The organism is Cryobacterium sp. Sr3 (assembly GCF_004402835.1).
GTDB classification, from domain to species: Bacteria; Actinomycetota; Actinomycetes; order Actinomycetales; family Microbacteriaceae; genus Cryobacterium; species Cryobacterium sandaracinum.
This window is the reverse complement of the sequence record NZ_SOFA01000027.1, coordinates 1-15,984: the sequence shown is the minus strand read 5'-3', so window position 1 is coordinate 15,984 and position 15,984 is coordinate 1. Positions and strand designations below refer to the sequence as shown.

The window sequence follows — 15,984 nt, the reverse complement described above, 5'->3', positions numbered from 1 at the left end:
ATATCAGTCTACCGGAAAAACAACACTCTCCGACGCGGTGTGCGCATTCGGGCGCTCAAGCGCCGCCGACTAGTCGATTCTTCGCCATTTTCGGGGCTTCGCATCTTTGACCGCATGCGCCATTTGGTATGATGTCTCCGCAAAGGCCTTTCCGATGGCCGCGGCGAATGCCCGCTGTTCCACCTTCAAGCCCTCGGTCTCCTCGGTCGGCTCCTCGGCGGTGGCATCGAAGTCGACGCTGAGGAAGGGAATCAGCCAGTCTTCGATTTCCTCGAGCGGCGCGTAGTCAAGATGGTAATACCGGTGCTGACCGGCTTCTCTCACGCCCACCAGGCCCGCTTCGCGCAGCACCTTCAGGTGCTTCGAGATGGTTGGCTGGCTCAGGCCGAGCTTGTCGACGATGTCAGACACGCTCAGCTCTCCGCCGGCCGTGTTCGATTGGTTGTATCGCTCGAGGAGAATGCGTAGAATTTCGCGTCGGGTCGAATCCGCCACCACGCCGAAGATGTCTGCCATGCCTCAAGGCTACTCATTCCCGGTGGGGGATACCATGTCGACGGCCGTTCGTCGCGAGCAAGTCGGAGGTTTCAGTGCAGACACGGATGGCGGATTCCGCCTTCGCACCGCGTCCCACCAGTTGGTACGCCTGGTTGCGAGACTCAGTGGACGGTCTGGTCCGCAGCTCGCCGTCCCGATTCGCCATCCTCGTTTTCACCGCGCTGGTCCTGGTGTTCACCCTCCTATTCTCTTTGCCCATCGCCACGGCAGACCGCATCGTCACCCCGCTGCACGACGCCCTCTTCACCGCGGTGTCCGTGATCTGCGTGACCGGCCTAGCGACGGTGGACATGGCCACGCACTGGTCGGCCTTCGGCAATGTCCTGGTGGTGGTCGGCGTCAATATCGGCGGGGTCGGCGTGCTGACCCTCGCCTCCCTGATGGGAATGGTCATTTCCCGGCGCCTGGGCCTGCGCGCCCGGCTGATGGCCGCCAGTGACACAAACCCCTCCCGCATCCATGCCGGACCGGTCAATGAAGGACAGGCCGTTCGCCTGGGCGAGGTCGGCAACCTGCTCGTGACGGTCGCGATCAGCGCCTTCGTAATCGAGCTGGTCGTGGCTATCCTGCTCTTTCCGCGTATCCTCGCGGTCGGGACACCTGTCGGCGAGGCGCTCTGGCAGAGCGTGTACTACGCGGCCATGGCGTTCACCAACAGCGGCTTCTCCCCCAACGTCGGAGCTTTGGCCCCGTTCGCCAGCGACTACTGGTTCCTCAGCGCCTTGATGGTGGGCGCCTTCCTCGGCAGCCTGGGTTTCCCGGTGATCTACGCCCTCGCCCGGGGCTGGCATAGCCCCAGACGCTGGTCGCTGCACGTGAAACTGACCCTCTTCACGACCGTGGTGCTGCTCGTGGCCGGCGTTGCCGTGTACATCGCGCTCGAGTTCGACAACCCGAAGACGTTCGGGTCGCTGAACGTGGGCGACACGATCTTCCAGTCGCTCTTCCTGTCGATGATGACCCGGTCCGGGGGCTTCGCGACCATCGACATCAGCGACCTGCAGGGGGCGAGCCTGCTCGCCACAGACATGCTGATGTTCATCGGCGGCGGCTCCGCGTCGACCGCCGGCGGCATCAAGGTGACGACCCTGGCCATCCTCTTCCTCGCCGCCTTCGCCGAGGCCAGCGGACGAAGCCAGATGGAAGCGTTCGGCCGCCGGATCCCCAGCGACATCCTGAGGCTCGCGGTCAGCGTGGTGCTGTGGGGCGCCACGACGGTTGCCGTGTCCAGCATCCTGATCCTGCAGATCTCCAAGGCGCCGTTCGACCAGGTGCTCTTCGATGTGATCTCCGCGTTCGCCACCTGCGGCCTGTCGACGGGCCTGACCGGCGAACTGCCTCCGGCCGGAGTGTATGTGCTGGCGGCAACCATGTTCATGGGCAGGATTGGTACAGTGACCCTCGCGGCTGCCCTCGCCGCGAGCCAGAGCAGGCAGTTGTTCTCCCGTCCGGAAGAGAGACCCATCGTTGGCTGACCGCTTCAAACACGACGCACCGGTGCTCGTGATCGGCCTCGGCCGGTTCGGCGCGGCCACCGCGGGGCAACTCGACCGGCTCGGACGGGATGTGCTCGCCGTCGACGACAGCGCGGTCCTCGTGCAGAAGTGGTCCGAACGCGTCACGCACGCGGTGCAGGCCGACGCCACCTCCCTGGAAGCGCTCCGCCAGATCGGCGCGCAGCAATTCTCGATCGCCGTCTGCGCCGTCGGCTCGTCCGTCGAGGCCAGTGTGCTGATTGCGGCGAATCTGGTCGACCTCGGGATCCCGCAGATCTGGGCGAAAGCGATCTCCAAGTCGCACGGCACGATCCTCGAGCGCATCGGGGTGAACCACGTCGTCTTCCCGGAGGCACAGGCAGGCGAACGCCTGGCGCACCTCGTCTCCGGACGCCTGCTCGACTTCATCGAATTCGACGACGACTTCGCCCTGGTCAAGATGATCCCGCCCAAGCCGATCCGGGGCCTGAACCTGACCGAATCCGGGCTGCGCCGCAAGTACAACGTCACCGTGGTCGGCGTGAAGAGCCCCGACCGCCCCTTCACCTACGCCACCGAGAAGACGGTCATCACCGACCAGGACCTGATCATCGTCTCCGGCACCGAGTCCGACATCGAGCGGTTCGCGTCGCTGGAGTTCTAGGGGCCTGGAGTTCTCGTGGCCTGGAGTTCTAGTGGCCGGCGAGTTCGCGGGCCCGGGCGAGTGCGGCATCCGTCGCCCGGTCGAACAGGTCCTTGATCCCGCCCTTTTCCAGCTCCCACACGGCACGCTCGGTGGTGCCGCTCGGGCTTGTGACCTGGCGGCGCAGTTCCGTCGGGGACAGGTCGGATGCCACCAGCAGGCTCGTCGCACCGAGGAAGGTGCCGTTCACCATGACCGCGGCCTCCTCCGGGGTGAAACCCTTGGCGATCGCCGTGGCGGTGAGCTGCTCGATCAGGTAGAAAACGTAGGCCGGACCTGACCCGGAGATGGTGCTGAGGGCATCGAGCTTCTCCTCCGGCACGACCAGGACGTCGCCGACGGTGCCGAAGAGGGACCTCGCGAGCTCGAGATCGGTGTCGCTGGACCGCGTGCCGGCGCTCAGCCCGGTGACGGCCTTGCCGACGAGGGCCGGCGTGTTCGGCATCGAGCGGATGACCGACACGGATTCGGGCAGCGACGCCTCGAACGTGGCAATGGTGACGCCGGCGGCGACACTGATGACGAGCGTGCCCGGTTCGAGACTGTCGGCGATCTCGGCCAGCAGGTCGAGGACCATGACGGGCTTCACGGCGACGATCACGATGCGCGCGCCGGCGACGGCCTTGCGGTTGGCCGTGGGCTCGTCGGCGGTGGCCCAGGCGGTGACGCCGGGGATTCCTGCGAGTTCGTCGGCCTTCGCCGTGGAGCGGTTGGTTGCCCGGATGCCGCCCAGAACGGTCACATTCGGGTTCAGCAGCCCGGTCAGAACGGCCCTCGCCATCGATCCGGCGCCGAGGAACGCGATGGCGGGCAGTGTGGTGGTTGCAGTCGAAGTCATCCGATGAGTCTACTTTCGCCCCCTGTGCCGGGTCCGTCTGGTGTGCATTCTAGGATTGCCCCATGAGCACTTCTGGCGGGAACAAAGCAATCGTGGCGGCACTCCTCGCCAATCTGGGGATCGCGATCACGAAATTCGTGGCCTGGGCATTCTCCGGTTCCTCCTCGATGCTCGCCGAGGGCGTGCACTCCCTGGCCGACTCCGGAAATCAGGTGCTTCTGCTCGTCGGCGGTCGCAAGGCCAAGCAGGAAGCCGACAAGGAGCATCCATTCGGCTACGGCCGGGAACGCTACGTCTACGCGTTCGTGGTGTCGATCATCCTGTTCTCCGTCGGCGGCGTCTTCTCCCTTTACGAGGGTGTGCGGAAGCTGCAGGACCCGCACCCGCTCGACGTGCCGTGGCTGCCCATCGTGGTGCTGCTGGTCGCCATGGGCCTCAAGTCCTTCTCACTTCGCACCGCCATCCAGGAATCGAACCTCGTGCGCGGCAACCAAAGCTGGGTGCAGTTCGTGCGGCACGCGAAGGCGCCCGACTTGCCCGTCGTGCTGCTCGAAGACATCGCCGCTCTCGCCGGCCTGGTCTTCGCCTTCCTCGCCGTCGGCCTCACCATCATCACCGGCGAGCCCGTCTGGGACGCCATCGGCACCCTGTTCATCGGCGTACTGCTCGTCCTGGTCGCCGTGGTCCTCGGCGTAGAGACCAAGAGCCTCCTCGTCGGCGAAGGCGCCGGTAAAACGGATGCCGCGGCCATCGAGCGTGCCATCCTGGCCGGTCCGGAGACGCGCAAGATCATCCACCTCAAGACCCTTTACCTCGGCCCGGACGAACTGCTCGTCGCCGCCAGGATCGCCTTCGAGGCCGACAGCCATTTCTCCGATGTGGCAGCGGGCATCAACACCGTCGAAACCCGCATCCGCGAGGCCGTGCCGGCGGCCCGCGTCATCTACCTCGAGCCGGACCTGTTCTTCGACCCCAACCGCCGCACGCCGCCCACCGACACCATCGTCATCAAAGGCAGCGAGTGACCCGCACCGCGGTCGTCCTGCGCCACGATGACACGATCCACCTCGGCAACCTCGAACCGGTGCTGCGGGAGCACGGTTACTCCATTCGCTACGTCGACACGCTCAAGGAGGATGTGCGCGCCCTCGACCCGCGGGAAGCCGACCTGCTGGTCGTTCTCGGCGGCGAGATGGGGGTCTACGAGGCCGACGAGTTCCCCGCGCTGCACGCCGAGATCGACCTGCTCACGCAGCGGCTCGGCGCCTCTCTGCCCGTCTTCGGCGTGTGCCTGGGTGCGCAGCTGATGGCGAACGCCCTGGGCTCCCGCGTCTACCGCGGGCCGACGAACGAGATCGGCTACCGTTCCGTGGAGCCCACGAAGGCCGGGGCGACCTCCCCGCTGCGGCACGTCAGCGGCGTACCCGTCTTCCAGTGGCACAGCGACACGTTCGACCTGCCCGACGGGGTGACACGGCTCGCCGGGTCCCCCCAGTACGGCAATGAGGCCTTCGGGATCGGAGACTGGGCGCTGGCCGTGCAGTTCCACCCGGAGGTCACCGAGGAGATGCACGAGGTGTGGCTGGCGGCCTCGGAGGCGGAGGTGGCCGCCGAGGGCTTCGACGTGGGCGACCTGCGCCGCGAACGCGAACGTTACTCCAGCGGTATGCAGAACGCTTCCCGGTCCATGTTCAGCGAATGGCTCGACGGTCTGGGTCCGCGAAGAACGCCCTGAGCAGTTCCCCGCATTCGTCAGCGTCGACCTCGGCGTAGACCTCAGCGCGGTGATTGAGCCGGCGGTCACGCAGCACGTCGTAGACCGATCCGGAGGCGCCGGCCTTCTCGTCCCACGCGCCGAAAACCACGACCGGCACCCGTGCGGCCAGGATCGCGCCCGCGCACATCACGCAGGGCTCCAACGTCACCACCAGGGTGCAGCCGGTCAGGTGCCAGTCCCCCAGGGACGCGGCAGCGTGACGGATGGCGACGATCTCGGCGTGGCCGGTGGGATCCTGCAGCGCTTCGCGCTCGTTGCGTCCGCGGCCGATCACACGGCCGGACGGGTCCAGCACCACCGCACCGACGGGCACATCCCCCGTTTCGAGGGCAGCGCGGGCCTCGCAGAGCGCGAGCCGCATCCATTCGCTGTGCCGGCGATCGACCTCGCCCATCTACGTTCCCCTCCCCGACTAGTAGATTGAGCCTATGCGAGTCCACGTAGCCGACCACCCCCTGATCACCCACAAACTCACGGTACTCCGAGACAAGAACACGCCGTCGCCGATCTTCCGGTCACTTGTCGAAGAGCTGATGACCCTCCTCGCCTATGAGGGGACCCGCGGCGTGCGAGTCGAAGACGTGACCGTGCAGACCCCGGTCTCCGAGGCCCGCGGCGTGCAGATCAGCGACCCCAAGCCGCTCGTCGTGCCGATCCTCCGCGCCGGTCTGGGCATGCTCGAGGGCATGGTCAAACTGCTACCGACGGCAGAGGTCGGCTTCCTCGGCATGGCCCGCAACGAGGAGACCCTTCAGCCCGCCACCTACGCGGAGCGCCTGCCCGACGACCTCTCCGACCGCCAGTGCTTCGTGCTCGACCCGATGCTGGCCACGGGCGGTTCGCTGATCGCAGCCATCCAGTTCCTCTTCGACCGCGGCGCCGTCGATGTCACGGCCATCTGCATCCTCGCCGCGCCTGAGGGGCTAGCCGCGGTCGAGAAGGCCCTCGAGGGCCGCGAAGTGACCATCGTTCTCGGTGCCGTCGACGACAAGCTTGACGAGCACGGATACATCGTTCCCGGCCTCGGTGACGCCGGCGACCGCCTCTACGGTTTGGTCTAGCTCTAGCGAGCACCAATTCCGTCGGGCGGCGGACACCGCAGGTCCTGCGACATGCCGGGCGCCAGTACCCGGCATATTCAAGAATCTTTGATGAAATTAAATTTAATCATGGAAACTTTCATGCTTTCGCGATCCGCGGTGGATTCTCCGATCCGCCGCGGAGCCACCGAACGTGATGCGTGTCACACGGCGTCATCCTTGGTTGCAGAATTGACACACGCCGTAACAGTGGGCTTTACTCGCAACTATGACAACGAGCGCACGCCCCCAGACCTCCTTCGAGGCCCCCGGGACTGCCGGCATGGTGATGCCCGGCAGCTGCTGTGCGTGTTGCCGAATGTCCCGCTAAGCAGCGAACACCTCGCCGAGTTCCCGCCCCGCTGACTTCACGCGGCCGGCTGGTTGAACTCCGGAGCCCCTCTCGCTCCCTCCAGGCCTCACCGGCCGCACTTTTTCGAACCCGGAACAGCTCCTCAGCGTCGGGTTCACCTGCAGTACCCCAGCCAAGGATTACTCTCATGTCGCTTGCCCACATTGACACCGCCCGCTCGGCCCAGGCCGCACGCCTCGAACGCCAGGCCGTTCCGACGCCCGCCGCACCCCGCATCCGCGCCGTGCCCGAGGGCACTCAGGCCCGCGGCTTCGTTTTCTACGTCGGCATCGACGAGGCCACGGCCGCCGCGGCCGGGACCAGCCTCAGCCGCATCGTCGAGGCGCTCAAAGCCCTCACCGGAACCATCGCGCCGACCGCGGAGACTCATGCCGCCGTCGCACTGGCGCCCGCCGGAGCCGGTGGACGCGACGTCGACGTCGTGCGCCTCGCCCTGCAGGACCCGACTGCGCTGGCCCGGCACCGCACTGTGACAGACGACCCCGACCGCGCACTCGGCGGCGTCGTGGTGGACATCTCCCGTAAGCGAGTCATCCTCGACGGCGAGACCGCGGCGCTCACCTACAAGGAATTCGAGCTGCTGCAGTACCTGGTGCTCCGCGAAGGCCGCACCATCGAGCGTGCCGAACTGATCGCCAAGCTGTGGAACGCCTCCGACGAGGAAGACGCGCCGAATGAGCGCACCATCGACGTGCACGTGCGTCGCCTGCGCGCCAAGCTCGGTCGCTACGAAGACATCGTGCGCACCGTGCGCGGGGTCGGCTACCGCTTCGACCGGCACGCCGACGTGTCGATCCGCCAATCGAGCACGCCGAGCCCGGACGTCTTCTAGCTTCCCGCTGTGTGAGTCCCGCCGCCGTGGGCGATGAGGGTTCGCCGATTGGGGTTTTTGGGGCCTTACAGCGACTCTCCTCGAACGAATTCGACGGAGATTCTGCCCAAATCGTCCCCGCAATACTCCGAAAAGCAGTTTCAGACCAGAATCTCCGTCGAATTGGTCCAACACCGGGCACGGCGCTCCGCCCGGGATGAACAACATCCACAAATTGCGGTCGGTTCTCGCCTTCCGGGAGCGACGCTGCAAAACAATTCGACGGCGATGGCGTGACAGAGGGCCGGTCGTAGTAGCTACGACCGGCCCTCTTCCCTTGCACCAAGAGTGTCCTGCAATCACATTTCGCGTCTTCCGCCACAGCAAACGGTTGACGCACTTCGAATATATAACGAACGCGTAACGAAGCGCCACTTGTTCGTCATTCTTTTTTTGTTCAAATCCCCACGAGTGGGGGAGGCGTCCCGATGCCGAGTCCCTATTCTTGGAGATCAAGGATATATGGAGGCAGCGTGACCGATCGAGCCGTGGCCGTGGCCGCCTGGGAATCACTGTTTCGTGCCCAGGTTGCCATTATGCGCAGCCTGGCCGCCGATTTTCCGGCTCATGACATCTCGTTCAACGAGTACGACGTAATGTTCAACCTGTCCCGGGCCGCCGGGCGGCGCCTGCGGCTCCGCGATTTGAATCGGCAGGTGCTGTTGACCCAGCCGAGCGTGAGCCGTCTGGTCGACCGACTGGCCGCACGGGGCTATGTGCGGAAGCACACCGACCCTACTGACGGCCGCGGCGCCCTGATCGAACTGACGGATGCCGGCTTCGACCTGTTCCGCCGGGTCGCTGTCCAGCACATGGGCACCATCACCGACCGCATCGGCGACACGCTCGGCACCGACGAGCTCCTGCAACTCACCGCCCTCTGCGATCGCCTGCATGGCGCGGACTGACCTGCACCGCCCAGGTTGCGCCGCCTTGACGGAACCCGGCGCGCCGCCTCTCGCTGCCCTGTGCAGGGGGCGCGAGCGGGCGTACGGTGATCCGCGAGGAGGTAATTCCCATGCATGCAGCACAGGGAGACCGGGTCGTCCTCCGAGGAAAGACGGTAGAAGCACCGGACCGGCACGATGAGATCGTGGAGGTTCGCGGGCTTGACGGCGAACCTCCCTACCTCGTGCGGTTCAGCGAAGGGCATGAGAGCATCCTGTTCCCCGGCACGGACTTCATGATCGAGCACATCGAACCTCGCTAGCACAGGATGCCGGAGGGTACGGCACACGCATCCGGCCAGGTCAAGGGGGTACTGCGCCCACATCACCCGAGTCAACTTCGAAACACGCGTTGCAGATCGTGGCGGGTACAAGATCAGAAGCTTCAGCCATGACAATCACGTGTCCTTTTTGCCACTCGACAGCTCGCCTGACGCCGGACCCGGTGCACGCCGCACACCGCGCCCTCCCCGTCTACGTGCTGACCTGCTTCGGCTGTGATCGCGCCAATGTGCGCCCCGAGTCGGCGCATCTGCCTCGGCCGGACCTGGCCGTTCGCTGATCCGGCGGCCGTCACTCCTCGGTCAGCGGGCGTCGAGGCGGCCGATCAGCTTGTGGGTCGCTGTCATGGCGCCGCCGAGCACGGCCGGTATACCGCCGCCGGGGTGCACCGATGCCCCCACCCGCCACAGCCACGGGCGTGCCCGGCTGGTGTACCCGGGGCGGTGGAACGGCCCGCTCTGCCAGAGCGGGTTGGTGGCGCCGTAGAGCGCACCACCGGTGGAGCCCCAGCCAGCGAAGTACCGCGGATCAAGCACGACGTGATCACGGAACAGCTCGCTGATCGGCCGGTCCAGGCCCACGGCGGCGCTGACCCGCGCGACCTCACGCGCCACCCACGGGCTGTCGAGGTCATAGCGGCGGCCGTCAGCGGGCGCGGTGAGAAGCACCGCCACGGTGGCCCGGTCGTTGGCATAGACCTCGTGCGGCCGGTAATAGTTCAGGAAGGCCATCGTCTGCTCGGGCACAGCCCCGGCATCGAGACTGCGGTGCAGGGCGGCCGGGTCGTCGGGCAACACCACGGAATGCGTGGCGGTGCCCTCCGGCAACGAGGTCTCAAGCACGGCATAGATGGCCACGCCGGAGCAGGACAGCTTCCGTGGCCGGACCGGCGGCACGCCGAGCAGCCCGTCGAGCACCCCACGGTCGAGCCCGCTCACGATCACGTCGGCCGGATGCGTCGTCGTCGCCGTGGTCACGAGCCCTTTCGACACGGCTGTGACGGGCTCGCTAATGCGCACGACCGCGCCGGCGTTCAACGCGAGCCGGTGCAATGCGAGCGGCAGCTCGTTCACACCGCCCTCGGGAACCCACACGCCGTCCCTGGCCATGATCGCCGGCATGCTCGCATACAGTGCGAGGGTCCGCCGGGGAGAGACACCGGCATTGAGGGTGTGGATGGCGATGACCTCACGCAGGCCTTCGGGCATCCAGCTCAGGCCGTCGAGAAAGCTGCGCGTGGTCAGGCGGGTGCCGTAGAGCCGAAACACGTTGCGTACGGCCGGCAGCGATGCCGGATCGGCCGGGTCGGCGGTCAGCATGCTCGTGAGTTGAGGCCCGAGGCCACCGTGTTCTTTTTCGAACCGGGTCCAGGCCGCGTGCCACGGGTGACCGGCGGGCACCGGCAGGACGGCGTCCGCTCCCCGGTAGAAGTACCGGCCCACCTCAGGCAGTCTCCGCAACGTCACCGCGGCCACCGCGGCGGCTTCGGCGGGAACAGAGCGGCGGGCGCCGAGCGCGTCGTAGCGGGCCAGCAGCTCCTCCCAGACCAGAGGGAAGGTGACCAGCGCCGGTCCGGTGTCCACGTGCTGCCCGTCGATTTCGAGTCGTCGGCTCTTTCCGCCGATCCAGTCGGAGCCCTCCAGCACCGTCACCGAATGGCCGGCGCGGGCCAGCAGCGCGGCGGCCGTGAGCCCGCCGACTCCCGCGCCGAGCACGACGATGCGCTGCGGGGTCAGGTTCGTCTTCCTGCGGGATCGTGTCATAGGAGCTCCTTGAGCAAAAAAACTGCCACGAGCTGGGCCCCGGCGACGGAACCTGCGACGTAGGGGAACGCGATCGAGTAGCGGTACATTCGGCGGGCCGTCATCGGCGTGGGGCTGCGCCCCAGCGACCCCACCAACCAGCCGGCGATGAGCGCATTCACCACGGCGACCGGCCAGTTGATCAGCGCGAAACCCGCGGTGGACAGGGCCCACCACGCGCCGCTCCACACCACGGAGCCGCGCGCGCCGAGATGAACGGCAGTGGTTTGAATTCCGGCTGCACGATCCTCGTCGATGTCCTGCACCGCGTCGTAGGTGTGCTTGGCCACACTCCACGCCATGAGTCCGATCGCCGCCGCCCAGACCGGTGACTCGCCGAGGGCGAGAGGCACGAAGACCAGCGGGAAAGCGTAGGCGGCATTACTGAGCGAGTCGAGGTAGCGCCGGGCTTTGAAACGCAGCGGGGGTGCCGAGTAGAAGATGAAGATCACCATGTACGCGGCGATCCAGGCGAGCGCCGCCGCCGGCAACGTAGCGAGGAAATACGCCACGAAAGGCGCGTTGGTCAGCACGACTCCGAGCACGATGGCGCGGGTTTCCGAGCCGAGGATGCGGGCCCCCTCGAGGCCACCCTTGCGGGCGTTCCGGGCATCCGTTTCCTGGTCGAAAATGTCGTTCACACCGTAGATCAGCAGGTTGAACGGCAGCGTCACCCAGAGGAGCAGCGGAACAATCTCCCACCGCCACAAATCCCCGACCAGCCACATGGCGATGACGGTGGTTCCGATGGTGTTGACCCAGAGCACCGGTCGGGAGATCTGAACCAGGCGGGTGAGCACTTTCTCACTCTATCGCTGCGAGAGACCGCGTTTTTTCGGGTGCCGACGCCCGTGCATTTCGGACAAACAGGAAACCCCCGCAATCTGCTGATTGCGGGGGTCCAGATGTGCGCCCGAAGGGATTCGAACCCCCAACCTTCTGATCCGTAGTCAGATGCTCTATCCGTTGAGCTACGAGCGCAGGCTGCCCAGAGCTAAGTACTCTCTGACAACTTGAAAACTATAGCAGTTATTCGGGGTGCTCCGGCGCGAGAACCGGACCCGAGGTGCGGATTCCGAGCCAGGAGGCGAGCCCGCCGGCGAACATCAAGCCCGCGACGACGACCATCACGCGCTGGAATCCCGGAACGTCGAGCGTAGTCCCGATGATCGTGCCGGCCAGAGCCACCGCGACTAGACCGGCCACCCGGGCGACGGCGTTGTTGATGGCCGAGCCGATGCCTGCCTGCTCGGGCCGGATGGAGCCGAGGACCGCGGAAGTGAGCGGCGCCACGGTGATGGCCAGGCCGAGGCCGATCACGACGACGGCCGGCACGACCTGCGACCAGAGCGCGATCGGCGGCACCGCCCCGAGTAGCAGCAGGAATCCGGCTCCTGCCACCATCGGGCCCACGGTCATAAACGCGCGCGGTCCGTAGCGGCCGGCCAGGGTGCCGAACAGGGTCGCGAAGAGCAGGAGCATGGCGGTCGCCGGGATGCCGGCGAAACCGGTTACGGTCGCCGAGAAGCCGCCGACCTGCTGCAGATAGAGCGTGAACACGAAGAAACCGAGGCCGAGGGCGGCGTAGAAACCGACCGTAGCGATGTTACCGACGCCGAAATTGCGGATCTTGAACAGGCTCAGGGGCATCATCGGATGCGGCGCGCGCGCCTCCCACCAGAGGAACCCCGCGAAGGCCAGCAGCCCGACGACAAGCGGCACGAACACGACCGGGCTGGCCCAGCCCAGCCGCCCCTGCTCGATCAGGGCGAAGACCGGACCGCCCAGCCCGAGCGCGGCCAGGCCGGCGCCCCACGCGTCGATGGGGGCCGCCGGACGGGTGCGCACCGGCTCGTCCAGGCCGGCCAGCAGCACCAGGGTAACCATGATGGGGATCACGTTGAGCCCGAAGATCAGGCGCCAGCTGAGCGTGTCCACCAGGATGCCGCCGAGCACCGGACCCATGATGCCCGCGATGCCCGTCCAGCCGGTCCAGGCCCCGATCGCTCGAGCCTGCGCCGCCCCCGAGAACGTCGAGGTGATGAGCGCCAGGGAGCTCGGCACGAGCAGAGCCGCCGCCACGCCCTGCAGCACTCGGGCCAGCACGAGCGCACTCCCCCAGGGTGCGACCGCGCACGCCAGCGAGGTGATCCCGAACCAGACCAGTCCGATTCGGAGCACCCGCACCCGGCCGAACGTGTCCGAGAGTGACCCGGCCACGAGGATCAGGGCGCCCAATGACAGCAGGTAGCCGTCGACCGCCCATTGTTGCAGCACCAGACCGCCGCCGAATTCCCGAGAAATCGCCGGCAGCGCGACCGTGACGATGGAGCCGTCCAGGAACGCCACGAACGACGCCAGAATGGCCACGATCAACACCCGATGCTCTTTGGAAATCACTCTCCCAGTTAACCCGACTCGCGGCCCGATCGAAGGCCCGATCCGGAGGGCGCGGGCCCCGGTGTGGCCCTAGACGAGGTCTGGGGCAGGTGCAAAACTGACGCCATGACCGCGATCCGCAACACCCAGGCATCCTTCGAATACGCCGGCCTTCGGGCCCTATTCATCAATTGCACCCTCAAACGAAGCCCCGAAATCAGCCACACACAGGGCCTGATGAACCTCAGCATCAACCTGATGCACGAGCAGGGCGTCCACGTCGAGAATATCCGGGCCATCGACCACGACATCGCCTCGGGCGTCTACCCCGACATGACCGAACACGGCTGGGCGACGGATGCCTGGCCCGCCCTGTTCGACAAGGTGCGCGCCTCCGACATCGTCGTGATCGGCGGACCGATCTGGCTCGGCGACAACGGCTCGGTCACCAAGCGCGTGATCGAACGGCTCTATGCCATGTCGGGGGAGCTGAACGACAAGGGTCAGTACGTCTACTACGGCAAGGTGGGCGGGGCCGTCATCACCGGCAACGAGGACGGCGTGAAGCACTGCGCGTCGAACGTGCTCTATAGCTTGCAGCACATCGGCTTCACGATTCCGCCGGCGGCCGACGTCGGCTGGATCGGCGCGATCGGTCCGGGCCCGAGCTACCTGGACCCGGGTTCCGGGGGGCCGGACAGTGACTTCACGAACCGCAACGTGACCTTTATGACCTGGAACCTGATGCACCTGGCCGCAATGCTGAAGGCAAACGGCGGCATCCCCGCCTACGGGAACCTCCGCGCGGAGTGGGACGAGGGCGAGCGGTTCGGATTCCAGCCGAACCCGGAGTACCGATAGCGGCGTCGACGCGCCCGAAGTGAGGACACCATGACCGCGACCCCGCGCGAGGTGGCGTCGGCCTGCCCGCGGAGCCGCTTGCAGGTGCGGGTCACCGGCGGGATCGTGCGCGGCGTGGACGACAATGGCATTCGGCCTGGCGCGGCATCCCCTACGCTGCGCCACCCGTGGGCGAGCTGCGGTTCCGGGCCCCGCGGCCAGTGAGGAGTGCCTGAGTGTCAACGTGCTTCGGCCGGCGTCGGCGTCGCGTAGACGGCTGGGCCGCCCGGTGATGGTCTTTATCCACGCTGACCACCGCCGCGGTAGCCGACCTGACCCAGGCGGCCGTGGCGCTGCAGGCGCGCACGCCGGATGCCAGCCCGGGCACCTTCTGCCTGATCCCGGTGATCGACGTGGATTTCCTGCCCGAGCGGCCGCTCGACGCCTTCCGTCACGGGACCGCGCACCGGGTGCCGCTGATCATCGGCACCAAAGAGCGGGAGGGGTCGCTGTTCCGGGGCCGGGTGGACATCCTGCCGAAGTCGCCGACGCGTATCGCGGCCATCTTCGACCACGCCCCGGTGAGCCCGCACGACGCGATGCGCTCCGTCTACGCGAGCCTGCCGGCGAAACAGTCGTCGTCGGACTGCGGCGGGGATTTCGTGTTCTGGTATCCGGGCCTGCAGATCGGTGACTTCCACTCCCGGGTCGCGCCGGTCTATACGTACCGGTTCGACCTGGTCCCGCGGCTTAAGCACACGCTGGGCATCAGCGCCACACACGGAATCGAGCTGTTCGCCCTGTTCGACCACGTCGACGGCCCCACGGCCCGGGCCATGACCCTGCTCGGCGGGCGGGAACTCTTCATCAACGCGGGCGATCGGATGCGCCTGCACTGGCTTCGCTTCGCCTGCACAAGGCGGCCCGACGACACCTGGCCGACCTACTCGGAAACCGACCGGCTGACTCTGAGACGAGGTCGGTCGCATCGAACCGGATCCGCGAGGAGAGCGGCGGGCGGTCTGGCAGGAGTTCCTGCCGAACTTCTAGCGGGTAGCGGCGGTTGAGCCCGTCGGCGTGAGCTCCCCAGTTGAGCTCCCCGGTTGAGCTCCCCGGCATTCCTGCGCCGGCCCCCGAACGAATTCGACGGAGATTTTGCTCAGAACCGGCCCAGAACATCCGTTTGGGCTCGAAATCGGTAAAATCTCCGTCGAATTCGTTAGGGAGCCCGCGGTGCCTGAGGCNCCGCATCGCCTTCGGCTTCAAATCACCCGACGCCCTCATCGCCCTCGCCATGCTCAGCCTCGGCGGCCACAAACCAGTGCTCCCCGGCCGGGTTTAACCCACAGAAGCAGCAGGAGAGCCAAAATCTCCGTCGAATTCGTTAGGAAGCCCGGGTGCCTCAGGGGCGCACCGACGGATGCGCGTGGTCGGCAACCACGGCACCGCGCCGACCGAATTACTTTCTATACTCGTGCAGAACCTCTTGACTTATTATTAGTACACATCTACTATTAAGGTATGGCTGGAGCCCCCACTCCGCACCACCCCACCGCCTCACCGCAGGCGGCGCCTTCCCTCGCGCAGTCACCCCGTGCACAGTCACCCCGTGCACAGTCACCCCGTGCACAGTCATCCCTCGTGCAGCAGTTGCAGCAGGCCCGTGACCTGGCCGCGGCCGTGCTGGACTCGGTGTCTTTCTCGCTCCTGGGTGAGGCGGACGCGATGATGGTGCTGGGTACGGTTGAAGACCTCGGCCGTCGGGTCGATGCGGCCAGGGTTGCCTCCGCCGCCGACATTTCGGTGCGGTCCCGCCGTATCCTCGGCCACGAGTCCCTCGCGTATAAGAACGGGGCTAGCAGTGGCATCGACCTGATCACCCGCCTGACCCGCGTCTCGTCGCGTGAGGCGAACCGGCGGGTGCGCCTGGGCGAGAACGTGACCCCGCGCCGGGCGGGCACCAGCATGTTGCCGCCCTACTACCCGGCCGTGGCCGATTCCCTCACCGCCGGGGACCTCGGCGTGGACGCGGCCGAGAACATCGTCACCGCCCTCGACCA

Annotated in this window: 17 protein-coding genes and 1 tRNA gene; 11 read left to right on the top strand and 7 right to left on the bottom strand. The window is 66.7% G+C overall.

The window, feature by feature from the left end; genetic code table 11:
- Positions 1–69: 69 nt before the first annotated feature.
- The gene (locus E3N94_RS07540) at positions 70–516 is read right to left on the bottom strand and encodes a metalloregulator ArsR/SmtB family transcription factor (RefSeq protein ID WP_104100684.1); all 447 of its coding nucleotides are present in this window, start codon (positions 514–516) and stop codon (positions 70–72) included.
- A gap of 86 nt (positions 517–602) precedes the next feature.
- On the opposite strand from E3N94_RS07540, the gene E3N94_RS07535 reads away from it, so the two are divergent.
- Both E3N94_RS07535 and E3N94_RS07530 read left to right on the top strand, forming a co-directional pair.
- On the top strand, positions 603–2,033 hold the full coding sequence (locus E3N94_RS07535; RefSeq protein ID WP_134420778.1) for a potassium transporter TrkG: 1,431 nt from the start codon (positions 603–605) through the stop codon (positions 2,031–2,033).
- A complete protein-coding gene (locus E3N94_RS07530) occupies positions 2,026–2,697 on the top strand; it encodes a TrkA family potassium uptake protein (protein WP_134375427.1) in 672 nt (223 codons plus the stop codon). The genes E3N94_RS07535 and E3N94_RS07530 overlap by 8 nt, the downstream gene beginning before the upstream one ends.
- A gap of 28 nt (positions 2,698–2,725) precedes the next feature.
- Here the strand turns inward: E3N94_RS07530 and proC are convergent, their stop codons facing one another.
- Positions 2,726–3,574, bottom strand: coding sequence for a pyrroline-5-carboxylate reductase (gene proC, locus E3N94_RS07525; protein ID WP_104100681.1), 849 nt, complete (start codon positions 3,572–3,574; stop codon positions 2,726–2,728).
- Positions 3,575–3,636: 62 nt separating this feature from the next.
- Here proC and E3N94_RS07520 point away from each other — a divergent pair, with 62 nt between their 5' ends.
- Together E3N94_RS07520 and E3N94_RS07515 are read left to right on the top strand one after the other, a co-directional pair.
- Positions 3,637–4,599, top strand: coding sequence for a cation diffusion facilitator family transporter (locus E3N94_RS07520; RefSeq protein ID WP_134420780.1), 963 nt, complete (start codon positions 3,637–3,639; stop codon positions 4,597–4,599).
- Positions 4,596–5,309, top strand: coding sequence for a glutamine amidotransferase (locus tag E3N94_RS07515; protein WP_104100679.1), 714 nt, complete (start codon positions 4,596–4,598; stop codon positions 5,307–5,309). The genes E3N94_RS07520 and E3N94_RS07515 overlap by 4 nt, the downstream gene beginning before the upstream one ends.
- Here E3N94_RS07515 and tadA read toward each other — a convergent pair.
- Positions 5,266–5,745, bottom strand: a complete 480-nt coding sequence (gene tadA, locus E3N94_RS07510) for a tRNA adenosine(34) deaminase TadA (RefSeq protein WP_104100678.1) — start codon at positions 5,743–5,745, stop codon at positions 5,266–5,268. The genes E3N94_RS07515 and tadA overlap by 44 nt on opposite strands.
- A 34-nt stretch (positions 5,746–5,779) precedes the next feature.
- On the opposite strand from tadA, the gene upp reads away from it, so the two are divergent.
- The 4 genes from upp to E3N94_RS07490 all read left to right on the top strand — a co-directional run bounded on the left by upp (position 5,780) and on the right by E3N94_RS07490 (position 8,884).
- Entirely contained in the window at positions 5,780–6,412 is a 633-nt protein-coding gene (gene upp / locus E3N94_RS07505; RefSeq protein ID WP_104100677.1) for a uracil phosphoribosyltransferase, read from the top strand.
- A gap of 518 nt (positions 6,413–6,930) precedes the next feature.
- On the top strand, positions 6,931–7,635 hold the full coding sequence (locus E3N94_RS07500) for a winged helix-turn-helix domain-containing protein (protein WP_104100676.1): 705 nt from the start codon (positions 6,931–6,933) through the stop codon (positions 7,633–7,635).
- 512 nt (positions 7,636–8,147) lie between these two features.
- A complete protein-coding gene (locus tag E3N94_RS07495) occupies positions 8,148–8,582 on the top strand; it encodes a MarR family transcriptional regulator (protein ID WP_241977358.1) in 435 nt (144 codons plus the stop codon).
- Positions 8,583–8,692: 110 nt separating this feature from the next.
- The gene (locus E3N94_RS07490; RefSeq protein WP_134342553.1) at positions 8,693–8,884 is read left to right on the top strand and encodes a DUF1918 domain-containing protein; all 192 of its coding nucleotides are present in this window, start codon (positions 8,693–8,695) and stop codon (positions 8,882–8,884) included.
- A 321-nt stretch (positions 8,885–9,205) separates the two neighbouring features.
- Here the strand turns inward: E3N94_RS07490 and E3N94_RS07485 are convergent, their stop codons facing one another.
- From E3N94_RS07485 to E3N94_RS07470, 4 genes are all read right to left on the bottom strand, one after another.
- The gene (locus tag E3N94_RS07485) at positions 9,206–10,666 is read right to left on the bottom strand and encodes an NAD(P)/FAD-dependent oxidoreductase (protein WP_134400995.1); all 1,461 of its coding nucleotides are present in this window, start codon (positions 10,664–10,666) and stop codon (positions 9,206–9,208) included.
- Complete coding sequence (locus E3N94_RS07480; RefSeq protein ID WP_104099158.1) at positions 10,663–11,505, bottom strand: UbiA family prenyltransferase; 843 nt, start codon at positions 11,503–11,505, stop codon at positions 10,663–10,665. Before E3N94_RS07480 ends, E3N94_RS07485 begins: the two co-directional genes overlap by 4 nt.
- A 108-nt stretch (positions 11,506–11,613) precedes the next feature.
- A tRNA-Arg gene (locus E3N94_RS07475) sits at positions 11,614–11,686 on the bottom strand.
- Between the two features lie 48 nt (positions 11,687–11,734).
- Positions 11,735–13,105, bottom strand: a complete 1,371-nt coding sequence (locus E3N94_RS07470; RefSeq protein ID WP_134400994.1) for an MFS transporter — start codon at positions 13,103–13,105, stop codon at positions 11,735–11,737.
- Positions 13,106–13,210: 105 nt separating this feature from the next.
- On the opposite strand from E3N94_RS07470, the gene E3N94_RS07465 reads away from it, so the two are divergent.
- From E3N94_RS07465 to E3N94_RS07445, 3 genes are all read left to right on the top strand, one after another.
- Complete coding sequence (locus tag E3N94_RS07465; protein WP_104099160.1) at positions 13,211–13,945, top strand: flavodoxin family protein; 735 nt, start codon at positions 13,211–13,213, stop codon at positions 13,943–13,945.
- Between the two features lie 326 nt (positions 13,946–14,271).
- Positions 14,272–14,991, top strand: coding sequence for a carboxylesterase family protein (locus E3N94_RS07450; protein ID WP_166785395.1), 720 nt, complete (start codon positions 14,272–14,274; stop codon positions 14,989–14,991).
- Positions 14,992–15,445: 454 nt separating this feature from the next.
- Positions 15,446–15,984 (top strand): DUF222 domain-containing protein (locus E3N94_RS07445; protein WP_134570022.1); only part of this gene is annotated, 539 nt, incomplete at its 3' end.